11 protein-coding genes are annotated in these 14802 nt (G+C 40.8%); 6 read left to right on the top strand and 5 right to left on the bottom strand.

Features of this window, described 5'->3' with window-relative positions:
• Window positions 1–292: 292 nt before the first annotated feature.
• The gene (locus ACNSN2_RS13810) at window positions 293–1207 is read left to right on the top strand and encodes a DMT family transporter (protein ID WP_138594040.1); all 915 of its coding nucleotides are present in this window, start codon (window positions 293–295) and stop codon (window positions 1205–1207) included.
• 99 nt (window positions 1208–1306) lie between these two features.
• Here the strand turns inward: ACNSN2_RS13810 and ACNSN2_RS13805 are convergent, their stop codons facing one another.
• The 3 genes from ACNSN2_RS13805 to ACNSN2_RS13795 all read right to left on the bottom strand — a co-directional run bounded on the left by ACNSN2_RS13805 (window position 1307) and on the right by ACNSN2_RS13795 (window position 3702).
• Window positions 1307–3085 carry an alkaline phosphatase D family protein gene (locus ACNSN2_RS13805; protein ID WP_418607768.1) on the bottom strand — a complete coding sequence of 593 codons (1779 nt, stop codon included), beginning with the start codon at window positions 3083–3085 and terminating at the stop codon, window positions 1307–1309.
• Window positions 3086–3163: 78 nt separating this feature from the next.
• Entirely contained in the window at window positions 3164–3508 is a 345-nt protein-coding gene (locus ACNSN2_RS13800; protein WP_418607766.1) for a rhodanese-like domain-containing protein, read from the bottom strand.
• 5 nt (window positions 3509–3513) lie between these two features.
• Window positions 3514–3702, bottom strand: coding sequence for a YgaP family membrane protein (locus ACNSN2_RS13795; protein ID WP_010392474.1), 189 nt, complete (start codon window positions 3700–3702; stop codon window positions 3514–3516).
• 129 nt (window positions 3703–3831) lie between these two features.
• Here ACNSN2_RS13795 and ACNSN2_RS13790 point away from each other — a divergent pair, with 129 nt between their 5' ends.
• The 3 genes from ACNSN2_RS13790 to ACNSN2_RS13780 are packed head-to-tail and all read left to right on the top strand — an operon-like array spanning window position 3832 to window position 8472.
• Window positions 3832–4134 carry an ArsR/SmtB family transcription factor gene (locus ACNSN2_RS13790; RefSeq protein ID WP_010392476.1) on the top strand — a complete coding sequence of 101 codons (303 nt, stop codon included), beginning with the start codon at window positions 3832–3834 and terminating at the stop codon, window positions 4132–4134.
• Window positions 4135–4139: 5 nt separating this feature from the next.
• Window positions 4140–7415, top strand: coding sequence for an efflux RND transporter permease subunit (locus ACNSN2_RS13785; protein WP_418607763.1), 3276 nt, complete (start codon window positions 4140–4142; stop codon window positions 7413–7415).
• Entirely contained in the window at window positions 7405–8472 is a 1068-nt protein-coding gene (locus tag ACNSN2_RS13780) for an efflux RND transporter periplasmic adaptor subunit (RefSeq protein WP_418607761.1), read from the top strand. Before ACNSN2_RS13785 ends, ACNSN2_RS13780 begins: the two co-directional genes overlap by 11 nt.
• A 12-nt stretch (window positions 8473–8484) precedes the next feature.
• Here the strand turns inward: ACNSN2_RS13780 and ACNSN2_RS13775 are convergent, their stop codons facing one another.
• Window positions 8485–9162 (bottom strand): nitroreductase family protein, encoded by a 678-nt coding sequence (locus tag ACNSN2_RS13775; protein WP_138594046.1) that lies wholly within the window; start codon window positions 9160–9162, stop codon window positions 8485–8487.
• Window positions 9163–9351: 189 nt separating this feature from the next.
• Between ACNSN2_RS13775 and ACNSN2_RS13770 the strand changes: the two genes are divergently transcribed.
• Together ACNSN2_RS13770 and ACNSN2_RS13765 are read left to right on the top strand one after the other, a co-directional pair.
• Entirely contained in the window at window positions 9352–10233 is an 882-nt protein-coding gene (locus ACNSN2_RS13770) for an ABC transporter ATP-binding protein (RefSeq protein WP_010392484.1), read from the top strand.
• 9 nt (window positions 10234–10242) lie between these two features.
• A complete protein-coding gene (locus tag ACNSN2_RS13765; protein WP_054202854.1) occupies window positions 10243–13821 on the top strand; it encodes an ABC transporter permease/M1 family aminopeptidase in 3579 nt (1192 codons plus the stop codon).
• A 294-nt stretch (window positions 13822–14115) separates the two neighbouring features.
• On the opposite strand, the gene ACNSN2_RS13760 is transcribed toward ACNSN2_RS13765, so the two are convergent.
• On the bottom strand, window positions 14116–14793 hold the full coding sequence (locus tag ACNSN2_RS13760) for a TorF family putative porin (RefSeq protein ID WP_418607758.1): 678 nt from the start codon (window positions 14791–14793) through the stop codon (window positions 14116–14118).
• Window positions 14794–14802 lie beyond the last annotated feature (9 nt).

Raw genomic sequence — 14802 nt, 5'->3', positions numbered from 1 at the left:
CATTGTTATGCCAATGTGTTCACTAAACAGGGGGCTTAAGTTTACATTCGATAATCCAAGGCTATTACATTAACTATCATTGGTTCCTGTTGTTTTAACCCCTCCAAAGTGACTTATGCTACTAGATTCAATTATCTCTAAATCCTTTGCAACGTACCTAATGCAGGTGTAATTTAAGGTGGTTTTATCTAAAAAGGATACACTCTTTATAGGATTCAAAGGTGATGAATTCTAATGGGGCGCAATTTTGTAGCATATAACTGTGCTACACAAATACATGGAGAGAAGTTAAATGGCTAGTAAAGAGTCAACCGCAGTAATTTGGATGTTGTCAGATTCATTTATCTTAAGTGTAATGTTACTAATCGGTGGTTTTTTAGGTAAATCTATCAGCCCATTCCAAGTTGTCTTTTTAGTTAATGTTATGGCTGCTTTTGCGGCAATTGCATTATTCTCAAAAGGTAAATGGGAAAATATCAAACCCCAACAAATGAAGTTACATATATTTAGAGGGTTGCTTGGTGTTAGTTCAACAATATGCTTGTTTTATGCTCTGCAATATTTAAGTTTAGCGGAAGTGACCGCGATTAACTTTTTTGTGCCACTTATAACGTCCATTCTGTCGGTGTTTATCTTTAGAGAAAAACCAAAAGCTTATGTCTATATCGCTATTATTTTGAATTTAGCTGGAGTGATGATGCTGCTTTCTCCAAAACTAATGGCGAGCCAAGTAACGCAGCAAAATCTCTATCTAGGATTGATTTTTACGCTGTCAGCGGTAGCTATTTTAGTCATTTATAATATTAACTTAAAAAAAATAGGCAATGCAGAGAAAGTTGTGCCTCAAATGGTTTTTGCTCCTCTCTATTCGGCGGTTATTCTATTACCAGTAGCTATTTTTGTATGGAAACCTTTAGATACAACTAGTGTTCTATTAATTATGTTATACGGTGGGCTTCTTGTTACTAAACTTGCAGCACGTTTTTTTGCTTTTAATAAAAGTGATTTATCTAAGCTAATGCCGCTTGAATATGCACAAATTCTATTTTCTAGTATTTTGGGCTATATTTTTCTTCAGCAAACTCAAACTTTATTGGGTGTCGCAGGCATAGTATTGATCGTGTTATCAAGTCTCGCTCATGTTTTATTCATGCGCTTTGAGAGGAATAGTCATACTAAGAATATGAAAGAAATTACCAATGATTAAAGCCGTATTGTAAACGGTCCGGCGATCAGCTGACCACCGGACTGTTTTAATCTTTCACCTAGAACCTTTTCCCTAGCTCCTAGATACCTTATTGAGACTTTACCCTTGTATTATAGGCTGACCTGCTAGCATACGTAATTCTTTACTACGCTCGGTTTGCATTTCGTAAGAGGCTGTTTTTATGCTGTTCACATAATTCCACTTAGCGCTTGCTTGTTCTTGATTGAAGGTCACTGTTAAGTAACCTCGGTCGACTAAATTGCTATAAGCTAAGTCGTTTACAAGTAAAGCAAGAACTTGCTCCATTTGTGCTGTAACTTCAGGGCCCTGTGTATTTAGTGCTAAGTACTCTTCAAGCCCTGGCGAAGACACTGAAGAGGTAGCAAACTCAACCCCCGCATTTTGTGATGCGGCTATTGGGTTGCTCGCGTCAGTTTTTAATTGTCCTGCCCACGCATTATGAGTATCGCCGGCTAGCACCACTAAGTTTTTTTGCGCAGCTATAGCTGTACCAAGTAGTACTTCACGCTCATAAGCATAGCCGTCCCAGGCATCTAAATTGTAAGGTGCGGTGGTATCAACACGCGCACGCTCTGCATCAGTTACTGTTGGATCACCAGCTAGAATACGGCCTTTAATTTGTGCCAGCTCAGCAAATAATGCTGATGCTTGAGCAAGCAGGGAGCCAGTGTCAGCACCATTTGCTTGGCTTACCTGCAGGCTCACTAAAAGCTGTAGTACTTCAAACGGCAGGTGCATCTTGGTCATTAACACTTGTTGGCCAAGTACTTGCCATTTTGAACTTGAGGTTGTCATACCATCGGTGAGCCAGGTTAGTTGTTCACTACCGAGTAATGCGCGTGTGGGCGAACTAACAGCACTAACAAAATCGCTTTGCCCTTGTGCGCTGGTTAAATCAAAATCACCGTAGCTTAATTGTTCATCACGAGCGAGTACGCGGGTGTCGAGCATATAAAGAGAGATTAAATCACCGAATTCAAAACGGCGATAAATACGCTCTTTATCGGCAACATTGCGAATAGGCATCCATTCAAAGTAGGCTTGTAGGGCATGTAGTTTACGCGCGCTAAATTCACCTTCACCGTCATTATGGTTTTCTGCACCTTCACGCCAAGTGTCATTAGTAACCTCATGGTCGTCCCATACTGTTATAAAGGCGCAATTGCTGTGAGCTGCTTGTAAGTTGCTATCGGTGCGGTAGTGGGCATAGCGTTTACGATAGTCAGTTAAGCTAATAATTTCATTGCTGTTATCTTCAGGTAGTAAACGACCTAAGCTACTTGCGTCTTCAGTAGCGTAGCCATTATTTCCATATTCGTATATGTAATCGCCTAAATGGAGTACCGCATCTAAGTCAGGTTGCTTTGCTATTTCACCATAAACATGAAAAAAGCCAGCAGGATAATTAGCGCACGACACAACGGCCAGCTTTACTTTATCAATATTGCCTGTTGGTAATGTTTTACCTGAGCCAATAGGGGAGGTTTTGCCATTAGAAATAAAGCGGTAGTAGTAATTGGTATTAGCGTCTAGACCTTGTAAGTCCACTTTAAGGGTAAAGTCTGTGGCTGCACTTATATAAGCTTCGCCATCGTGACTAATCGCACTAAAGTCTTCGTCTGTCGCGGCTTGCCATTGCACTTTAATGCTGCTGGTAGCTGGATCTTTTGGTGTTACACGAGTCCATAAAATTAGGCTATCTGCTAGCGGATCGCCACTGGCAACGCCATGATCAAAGCTAATCTCAATGAAATCATCATCGTCGTCAAACCGACAACCTGTTAACCCTAATGATATAACAGCAACACCAAATCCTGCCGCCGAGGCCTTTAAAAAACTTCTTCGTGTAAACGTCATTACTCTGTACCGTTAATTCAAAAGTACGAGCTTATCCGACCAGTATGACTTTTATATGAAGTTGTGATGCCAGTTATATTAAAATACTTGGCAAATTTGCTCAGCTTTACAAATAATAACTGTCACGTTTTCGTAGCCTACTCGGGTCAGCGCTTCAGCACTTAATGTTGCACGCGCACCACTAGCGCAATGTAAATAAATAGGACGGGCTGCGTCTTTTTCTATTTCCATGAGCTTCATTTCAAGTAGCCCGCGAGGAATGTTTATAGCGCCTATAGCTGCTTTGGTGGCATGTTCAGCGGGTTCTCGTACATCAATCAACAATCCTTTATTTTGCTCAAGCTCTTTCTTTGCTTGTTCGGCATTAATACGGCGCTGATTAGGAGTAATTATTTTTAGTAAATCTGGAATAGGTGTGAGCATGGTGTTTATTCCTTAAAGCCAAGTTTGCGTAATAGAGTGATCATTGGGCACCAGCTAGTAAAAGCTGATTGAATTAAATTTACAGCGATAAAAGCTGTAAAGTAAATCCACTTAGGATCGTGATAAGTTTGCAATAAAAGTGACACAATAATCATTATGCCAGCGATTAGTCTGAGTGCGTTATTTAGCTTCATTATAGTAGGCCAGTTATTTAGTTCAGTACAGTCACTATATTAGGTTTATCTATATTAGTAAAATCTAATATTAGACTTTTCTAATCTAACGTCTTATACTCAGACTCTATTTTAGAATAAGAGCATAGTATGAATATTGACTTTACTGCCATGGCCGGCAATGTAGAACAAGCCGAGCAGCTATTAAAAATTTTAGCCAATAAAAATCGCTTGATGATTTTATGTTCTTTGCAAGATTCAGAAATGAGCGTATCTCAGCTCAATGAAGCCGTGCCATTAGCGCAGTCTGCGTTATCTCAGCACTTAGCAGCGTTGCGTAAAGCAAACATTGTGGCTACGCGCCGCGAGAGCCAAACAATTTATTATCGTGTCATTGATGAAAATGCAGTCGTTCTGCTTGGTACCTTGTATGGGTTATTCTGTAAGGGCTAAGTGCGATGAGCTTAATAGACAATGCGGTAAAAAGTAGTTTAAGTGGTCGCATTCCGATTATTATTTTTGTGATGTCTTTGTTACTTGGGGTATTTGCACTAAAACAGACACCTCGAGAAGAAGAGCCACAAATTACTGTGCCCATGCTCGATATTTATGTATCTGCACCTAACGTTGAGGCGCCTGAAGTCGCTAGGTTAGTAACTCAACCGCTCGAAAAGTTACTGGCCCAGTTGGTGGGAGTTGAGCATATTTACTCAACCACACAAACTAACAGTACAGTGGTTACGCTGCGTTTTGAAGTAGGACACAACCGCGAACAAGCAATTTTAGATACCTATGCAAAACTAAATAGTTATCAGCATACAATGGCATCGGTGATCAAAAGCTGGCAAATTCGCCCTATAGAAGTAGATGACGTGCCTATTGTGATGTTAGGCCTCTACAGTAAAGACCCGCAACTCTATGGTGATTATGAACTAACTCGTTTTGCCAACGAAATTGCTAATAGTTTACAACGCATTGAGCATACCAGTGAAGTTAAAGTAATTTCGGGGCGTACGCGGACTCTTACCATCAATTTAAATGCCAGCGCACTGGCTGCCCATCAAACCACGGTAAACGATGTTTTTTACGCATTAAATGTATCAAACCAACTCACTCAGGTAGGGAGTGTGGTTGATAATCAGCAGAAAATTGCTATTCAGGCAGGTGATGTACTAAGAACACAATCAGCGGTAGAGCAATTAGTTGTTAATGTGGTTAATGGTAAAAGTGTTTACTTGATGGACATTGCAACAGTCAGCGATGGCCCTAGTGAAACTGAGCATTACCAATGGTTAGCGCAATCAACTGATCAGCAGCAGTTGCCTATGGTTACTTTAAGCGTAGCTAAGCAAGTAGGGACTAATGCGGTTGCTGTTGCAAATGATGTTCATACCATGATGAATGAACTTGCAAATACTTTACTGCCACCAGAAGTTAGCCATACAGTGCTCAGAGATTATGGTCAAACTGCGAATGAAAAAGTAAATAACCTCACATCAAGTTTAGTGTTTGCAGTGTTTACTGTGGTGATATTTGTTGGCGTGTTTTTAGGTTGGCGTCCTGCCGTAGTGGTTGGGCTGGCGGTTCCTATTTGTTATGGCATTACACTCTCATTAGATTTTGCATTTGGTTACACCATTAATCGGGTGACCTTATTTGCGCTTATTTTATCATTAGGCTTACTGGTAGACGACCCAATCACGGGTATTGATAATATTAGTCGCTTTATAAATAACAAAGGCGATAAAAAACAAAATGTTGTTGGCGCAATGAGCGAAATTCGAAATGCTTTGCTTATGTCGACATTGACTATTATGGTGGCGTTTATTCCACTGGCGTTTATTACCGGCATGATGGGGCCATACATGGCACCTATGGCGTTTAACGTGCCCATTAGTGTCATGGTATCTACTTTGGTAGCATTTTTTGTCACCCCTTGGCTGGCAATGAAATTGCTTAAACCAAACACCTTAGAACAACCTGAGCTTGAGCCTAAAGCGGGTTTATACCAACGATTACTCAGTCCATTATTGGCCTCAAAAGGGCGAGCTAAATGGGTGCTATGGATAACGTTAGGATTGTTTATTATCAGCGCCATGTTACCCGTGATGCGCTTGGTACCATTAAAACTCCTGCCTTTTGATAATAAAAATGAGCTGCAAGTACTTATAGATATGCCAGAGGGTACTAGTCTAGAGAGCACGGCTGCATTTACTAAGCAGATTCAAACCCTCACATGGCAGTTAAATGAAGTCAGTGAAATAGCCGCATATATTGGGCAGCCTTCTAGTATGGATTTTAATGGCATGGTGCGTGGTTATTATCGCCGTGAAGCCACTAACTTAGCAGAACTCAGAGTATTGCTGGTGGATAAATCAGCACGAGAGCATCAATCACATGGGGTGGTTATGCGGCTACGCGAACAACTTGCTCCTTTAGCAAAAAATGGCACTGTTATTAAAGTGGTAGAGGTACCACCTGGGCCACCGGTGTTGAGTACTTTAGTTGCTGAAGTGTATCGTGATTCCTTTATTGATAAGCAATCCCATAGGCAGGCTGCTCAACATGTTGCAGCACGTTTACGCCAAGAGCCTCATGTTGTTGAGGTTGATACCTCTTTGGTTGCTCCTGCGCCATTACAGCGCTTTATTACAGATAAAAACAAGGCTGCGCTCAGTGCTATTGCTACCCAAAATATTGCACAAACACTCAGTATTGCTTCGCAGGGGCAACAGGTTGGAGTGTTGTACGTAAGCGGTGAAACTCAGCCAGTTCCAATACAATTACAATTGCCTTATAGCGAGCGTAATCAGCTTTCACAATTACTTACACTGCAAGTAAGAGGGGATAGGGACTTAGCTAAAACCAGTAATGAGTTAGGTATAACAAGTGCCCCCAGACCTTTAGTGTCGCTTTCAGAGCTGGGAGAGTTTAAACCATTAAACGTGGCCGACACACTAATGCGTAAAGATCAGCGTGACGTTATTTATGTGATGGCCGAACTAAATGGACGCACGCCTGCAGAGGTTATTGCGGATGTAAATGCCGATTTGAACGCACGCAATGAAGGATTTGAAAAAAAGGCGTGGTTAACACGGCACTTTTTTAATAATGGTGGAACCGCGCCATGGCAATTACCGCAAGGAACTGATGTTAACTTTAGTGGTGAAGGTGAGTGGCGTATCACTATTGATGTGTTCAGGGATATGGGCATTGCTTTTGCCTTTGCGCTCAGTGCTATATTTATTATTTTACGGGTACAAACACAGTCGGCGAGTTTATCGCTGATTATCATGTCGGCTATTCCATTAACTGTGATTGGTATTATGCCTGGGTTTTGGTTACTCAATCAATTTGGTGAACGCACCATAGCGGGGGCTCCTGAGCCGGTATTATTTACCGCGACTGCGATGATAGGCATGATTGCCTTAGCAGGTATTGTCGTTCGTAACTCACTTATTTTAGTCGAATTTATTAACCAAGCACGAGCTCAGGGGATGGCAATAAAAGAGGCACTTATTGCTGCAGGGGCGGTACGAATGCGGCCAGTATTATTAACCGCCGGAACTACTTTGTTAGGTAACTTAGTGATCACACTTGACCCAGTATTTAGCGGATTAGCCATAGCAATTATTTTTGGCATCGTGGCGTCTACCGTATTTTCGTTATTTGTTGTACCGCTTGTTTACTATTTAGTGTTTACAAACCCAGAGGAAGAAGCACATGCAGGGTAAATCAAAAGTTTTAGGCGCAATCAGTGCATTGGTTGTGGTTATTGTAGCTGTGCTATACATGGCCGGCAGCTTTAGTGATAAACAATCTGCAGGGTTAAAAGAGATTCCAGTTACTCAATATCAAGGTGAGGTGGTCACTGTTGAGCTGCAAACTATTTCGCGAACAGAGTATGTACCAGGGAGTGTAATTGCGAAACAAAACACCCAAATTTCGTCAAATGTAATGGCACAAGTAAAGCAATTTAAAGTGCGCGCCGGTGATAAGGTTAGTCAAGGTGACTTATTGATCACCCTAAAGCAAGATGACTTTAAAGCGATGCTGGCACAAAGTGAGGCAAATATTAATGCGGTGCAAGCCTCATTAAACCAAGCTAAAAAGCAACTTATTAGAGTAACTGACTTACAGGCAAAAGGGTTAGTACCAGTGAGTGAATTTGATGATGCTAAAGCAAAATTTGATAACTTAACTGCCAACTTAGCTGGAGCAAAACAGCAGCAAGCCCAGGCGCAAGTATCACTTAACTACACGCAAATTAAAGCCCCTATATCTGGTGTCGTTGTTGAGCGTTTAGCCGAACCTGGCGATACAGCCACACCTAGTATACCGTTGTTAACGCTTTACAATCCAAAGCAACTTCAACTTGCCTTTAATGTACGAGAGCAACAAGCAGTAAAGCTTAAATTAGGCGATCGTTTAAACGTGAGTTTGCCTTCGCTCGATATGACAACAGCTGCCAATATCAGTGAAATTATACCTGTTGTTGATAACGCTGCACGTAGCTTACTTATACGACTAGAAATTGAACCACAGCCAGGGATGATCCCTGGGTTATATGCACAATTGCATTTACCGTTTAAAAGCACCCAAGGTGTACTGGTAGATCCTCGTTGGATACATGATTTTGGACAGCTCAGTATGATGTATGTCATTAGCGCTGACAAAATTGAGCGTCGCTTTGTACGCTTAGGTGAGCAGTTTGATAATCAGCAACATGTTATTACGGGCCTTAAAGCTGGCGATAAAATAGCAGTGGATTATCAACCAATAACTAAATAACCAGAGTTCGGGTTAAATAAATGTGGCTATTTCATCCAGCGATTTTTTATCAAGTGCATGCAGAGGCACCGTTGCATGCTCATCGGGGTAGCCTGCAATTAATAGCATATAAGGACGTTCGTTGTCTTTATCACGGCCACAAATATCGGTTAAAAAGCTCATTGGTTTTGGGGTGTGGGTCAGGGTTGCAAGGCCTGCTCGGTGTAGTGCTTGAATTAAAAAACCAGTGGCCAGCCCTACCGATTCATGTACATAGTAATTAGTGTTTTTATCGTCCGTATTTACACCCCCCTTTTTTTGACTAAACACTGCAATCAACCATGGTGCGTGCTCTAAATAGGGTTTATTAGCATCGGTACCTAATGGTTTCAATGCATCAAGCCATTCTTCGCCTGCGCGACCTTCATAAAAAGAGCGCTCTAGTTTTTCAGCGGCCTCTCGTATTTGCTTTTTAACATCACTACTATTAATGGCTACAAAATGCCAAGGCTGATGGTTTGCACCACTAGGTGCTGTACCTGCTGCTTTAATGCAGGTTTCGATGATTTCTTTTGGCACCTGGCGGTTACTAAAGCTGCGAATACTATGACGGCGCTGGCTCGTTTGTAAAAACTCCTTTGCGCGCGAGAGCATTGCCTCTGGCGGGTATTCTATAAAATCGGTTAATGGTTGGCTTTTGTGATCTTGCATGGCTGTTCGCTTCTTATTTTTAGAGTGTTTTGTTTTTATACCGAGAGGCTCATTTCTAAGCAAGTGTTATTAGAATGAATTTCTGTTTATTTATTGTTACAAAGTTAACTAGTTACTAACTTATGTTCCTGTTTTTAATGTGGTATAAAGCAGCATAAAAATAATACTTACAATTCAAGGAAGTAAAAAATGCTATCAATAACAGGGTTATCAAAAACCTACGACAACGGCGTACATGCACTTCAAGGTGTTGATTTATCAATTGGTAAAGGTATGTTCGGATTACTTGGGCCAAATGGTGCGGGTAAATCGTCGTTAATGCGAACTATTTCTACATTGCAGTCAGCTGATCAGGGCTCTATTACTTTTGATGGCATTGATGTGTTTAAAGACCCACAAGCATTGCGTCAGCGTTTAGGCTATTTACCACAAGATTTTGGTGTATATCCGCGTGTTAACGCTTACGATTTACTCGATCATATGGCTGTTTTAAAAGGTATTCACAACAAAGCAGAACGTAAAGAGTCGGTGGAAGGCTTGCTTGCACATACTAATTTATATCAACATCGCTCAAAAGCCGTTAGTGGTTTTTCGGGGGGTATGCGCCAGCGTTTTGGTATTGCACAAGCATTATTGGGCGACCCTGATTTACTAATTGTTGATGAGCCAACTGCAGGTTTAGATCCTGAGGAGCGAAATCGTTTTCATAACTTGTTAGTAAGCTTAGGCGAGCAAAAAGTAGTTATATTATCGACCCACATTGTTGAAGATGTAGCAGAGCTTTGCCCAAACATGGCTGTACTGGCTGGCGGTAAAATACTATTAGAGGGTAACCCAATTGCCCTTACCGATAAACTGCAAGGGCAAATTTGGCGCAAGGCCATGAGCCAAGAAGAAGCGCAAGAGCTTGAATCACAACTGCCTGTTATTTCAAAACGCTTATTTGCTGGGCAAACCATATTACATGTATTAGCAGAGCAAGCACCCGAAGGCTTTGAAACGAGTAACGCAAACCTAGAAGATGTGTATTTTTCTGCGTTGCTTAATCATCGTAACAGCCAAGTAGCATAAGGGGGCGCTATGTTTTTTAATATGCTTGCGTTTGAACTGCGCTATTTTGTGCGCCAACCTTCGTTTTATGTGACGTCATTAATCTTCTTTTTTATGGCGTTTTTTATAAGCTCTAGTAGTAAGCTTCCGTTAGGCGGGGCTAATGTTCATATGAACTCGCCTTATACCATTATGGTTTTAACGGTTACCTTTTGTACGCTTGCTATGTTTTTAGTGGTTAACTTTGTTGCCAGCTCAGCTATTCGCAACAGTGAGAGCAAAATGGATGAGTTGGTGTTTAGTAAGCCGGTTAACCCTCTTGCTTATCAATCTGGGCGTTTTTTTGGTGCTTACTTAGTGGTGCTAGTTGTTTTTTTAACGGTGCCGCTGGGTGTGTTTTTTGGATCGCAATTTGGTTTATTGGTTGGCTGGCTCGATAGTGAGCTAGTAGGCCCTAATAAGTTAATATATTACACAGCTCCTTTTTTATATTTAGCAATACCCAGCTTGTTAGTACTTTCGGCTATTTTTAATAGTGTGGCTGTGTATTTTAAAACCATGATGGCGGTATATGTTACAGCTGTAGTGATTTTTATAACCTACCAAATAGCGGGCATCTACTTTGATGACTTAGCATTTAGAGATATTGTTGTATACGCCGATCCATTTGGGTCAGGTTCGTTAATTGACTTAACCCGTTATTGGACTGTAAGTGATAAAAATACCGAAGTGTTAACGCTCTCGGGCGATTTTTTGATTAACCGTATTTTGTGGGTAGCAATAAGCTTAGCGATGTTTTTTGGCCTAGGGAAGTTAGGTAATCGCGTAGTAACTAAAAAACAAAAAAAACAATTTGCTGTATCTACGTTTGTAAAAAATAAACAAGCAGCACTTATTAGCAAGGCTAAAAATTACAAATCAAAAGGGATCAATACGCAATCGCAACTAGTAATGCGCAGCTTATTTGAACTTAAGCAGGTTATATTAAGTGCGCCTTTTATGATTTTAGCCGGTGTAAGTATTACTATGTTGCTTGTGCCACTCTTTGCTCCTATTGGCGCGTATGGCACAACGGATTGGCCACTGACACAAAATATGGTGAGCATCATTCAAAACACCTCTAGCTTATTTATGTTTATCATTATTGCTTATTACAGCGCAGAGCTGGTTTGGCGGGAGCGCCACAGTGGTATGGGCGATATTGTTGACAGTTTCCCAGTTCATAACAGTGTGTTTTGGATATCTAAAATTATTGCGTTAATCACTGCGGTTTGTGGTCTTTATTTAGTAGGTATGATGTTTACCATTGCAGTACAACTATTTAAGGGGCAATTTAATCTAGAGCTTGGCCAGTACTTATTTAGGTTAGGTTATCTTACGTTACTGCCTTTAATTATGATGGCTATTTTGGCGTTCTTTTTGCAAATAATTAGCCCTAATAAATATATAGGTATGGGGTTATTTATTCTGTATTACATTGCCCAAATGGTAATGGGTGCTTACGGATTTGAGCATCACATGTATCACTTTTCGCAAAGTAGTAGCGTACCGTATTCTGATATAAACGGTTACGGACACTTTTTACAAGGCGCGCATTGGTACACCTTATATTGGGGCGCATTAAGTGTATTTTTGGCTATTGTTGGGTTTGCTTTATGGCATCGCGGCCCGTCGCAAACATTGCGCACTCGCTTATCTTTAATACGTTACAACATGTCTTTAAAAGGTCAAATTGCTGCCGCTATAAGTTTATTGGTATTTGTGGGAGCAGGTTATAACATTTATCACAACACCCGTATGCTCAACGAGTTTGTAACAAGTGATGATAACGAAACTCTTCAAGTAAGCTATGAACAAGAGTTTTCACAATACAAAGATTTGCCACTCCCTGTAATAACCGATGTTAATTTACACATTGATATTTACCCTAAAAAGCGTGCATTAACCGCCGTTGCAAAAATTAAGTTTACTAATACCGCTAACGAGCCAATAGCCCGTGTGTTAATTAACGAGCCTAACCACGCTAAAAGCTGGGATGTAAAAATGGCCGGCGGGAAAATAGTAGAGCGTTTACCTGAGTTTGATATGGTATGGTTTGAGTTTGAACAACCGCTAATGCCTAATGAAGTACGCGAAGGTGAGCTTTCAGTTTCCCGAGAACATAACGGTTTTGTTGATAGGTATTCAGATACTCAGCTGGTGTATAACGGTACATTTATAAATAATAGAGAGTTATTACCGAATTTTGGTTATCAAAGGTATTTTCAAATTGCGGATAAGTATGAGCGTCGTAAGCACGATTTACCCGAACTTGAACGTGCGCATAAACTAGAAGACAGCCGCTATTATACGCAAAATGAGTTTGGTCCTGATAATGGGTTTATAAGCTATAAAGCAACGGTAACTACCGATGAGTCGCAATTTGCAATTACACCTGGTTACTTAAAAAGTGAGAGTGTAAAAGACGGGCGCCGTACTTTTGTTTATGAAATGGATGCCCCTATTTTAAACTTTTATTCTGTGCTTTCGGCTGAACTTGAAAGCAAAAAGGTTGAGCATAACGGTGTAAATATTGAAGTGTACTACCACAAAGATCATGCATGGAATGTTGACCGTATGATTGAGTCGGTACAAGACTCGATAGATTACTATACCCAAGCATTTGGCCCGTATCAGCATAAGCAGTTACGTATTATTGAGTTTCCAAAATATCGCTCATTTGCGCAAAGTTTTGCCAATACAGTGCCTTACTCAGAAAGTATTGGTTTTGTTACAGATTTAAGGGATGAGAGTAAAGTTGACCTCCCTTATTATGTAACCGCACATGAAGTGGCGCACCAATGGTGGGGACATCAAGTATCAGGGGCTAATGTAGAGGGCAGTGCCGTTATATCAGAAACGCTCTCCCAATACAGTGCGCTTATGGTGTTAAAAAAACGCTTTGGCGCCGAGAAGCTACGTAAGTTTTTAAAATACGAGCTAGACAAATACTTAATGGGTCGTACAGGGGAAGCGTTTGAAGAAATGCCGCTGTATAAAACGCAGGCTCAGCAGTATCTTCACTACAATAAAGGTTCTGTTGTGATGATGGCGCTATATGATCGCTTAGGTGAAAAACGCTTAAATGCAGCACTTAAAGCATTTTTGAATGAGTTTAAATACCAATCAACGCCATACCCCACCACACTCGATTTACTCAGTTATTTAAAACGAGATGCAACAAAAGCAGAGCAACGCTTTATTGATGATCAGTTTAAGTATATAACACTTTATGAGCTTGAAATGAAAGAGGTATCGATTACAGATAGCACTGATAGCGAGGGTTTTTACACGGTAACACTGAGCGTTGAAGCAACGAAACAGCGTGCCGATGGTCAAGGTGAAGAAACCGAACAACCACTTGATGAAATGATTGATATTGCATTATTTAATGATGATCCTGAAAACCTTCTAGCCGAAGACTTTGTGATTTATTCACAAAAACATCAAATAGTGTCAGGTGCAAACACCATCGAACTTAAAGTAAAAGAAAAACCCATGTACGCTGGGATAGACCCTTACATTAAGCTTGTAGATAAAGACAATAAAAATAATTTAGCTAAGTTTTAACGCTAAGTTATTTAAAGGCCGCATTTCGTGCGGCCTTTTGTTTTAGCGAATTGGTATAAAAAGCTTATTTGAAACAGAGAATATAATGCCAATACACAATAATGCTTATTTAAGCGAGTTAGCATAACGCGGAAATATTTAACGGCAGCTAGGTAGTCGTTGATTGACCGAGGCGGGTAATATAGTAGGGCGCTTTAGTAGCTAATCCTAGAGAGGATTACGAGCATTTTTAAACCGCTCTAAACGAGAAAGGGCCTTGCGGCCCTTAGTGTTGCAGCAAGTAACACATTCTTTTTATAAGCTAAAGTCGACAGCGTAGGCTACATAAGCTTTTACATCTGAGCCGTCCATGTCGTTATCTGATAGGCCAAAAGTAAAACCATCTTTAGACACCGAAATACCATAATCAATAATATTGTCATCACCGATGAAATCGCCTGAGTAATGACCTATATGTAGCGCCATTTCTGTGCCATTGCTACCAACAGCAAAGCTGTAATCGGCGTTTAAATACAATGAATCACCAAAATCAGTACCGTCACCATTGGCAGAAGAAGTTGCAAGTACGGCTGCACCAAATGTAAAACCTTGCACACTAATGCTACCGTAGACTTCAGAAAAATCTGCATCTGCACCTGATGCCGCATCAGGGTAGGCATAATAGATATACCCTACGTCATAACTCACGCTTTCATTAAGTGCGCCGCCAAAACCTGCGTATAAGTCTAGCTCGTAGGTCATTTCATCGGCCCAAGACGCATTTGACGCCCACGTACCCGCATAAAAGCCAGATTCATTAGCGTAATCAATACCGCCAGATACAGCTGCATCGCCCCCAGTTTGCTCTTGTCCGCGCCATAAGTAGTTTGAAGTGGCTGCTGCATTTGCTGTTACTTCAGCAAATGCAGTAGTTGATGTCATTCCTGTTAATGCCAATGCACTGATCAATATTGTTTTTTGTAGTTTTAGCATGTCTCATTT

The organism is Pseudoalteromonas sp. US3C1013, assembly GCF_048401115.1.
Taxonomy (GTDB): Bacteria; Pseudomonadota; Gammaproteobacteria; order Enterobacterales; family Alteromonadaceae; genus Pseudoalteromonas; species Pseudoalteromonas undina.
This window is presented reverse-complemented; position numbering and strand designations above follow the sequence as displayed.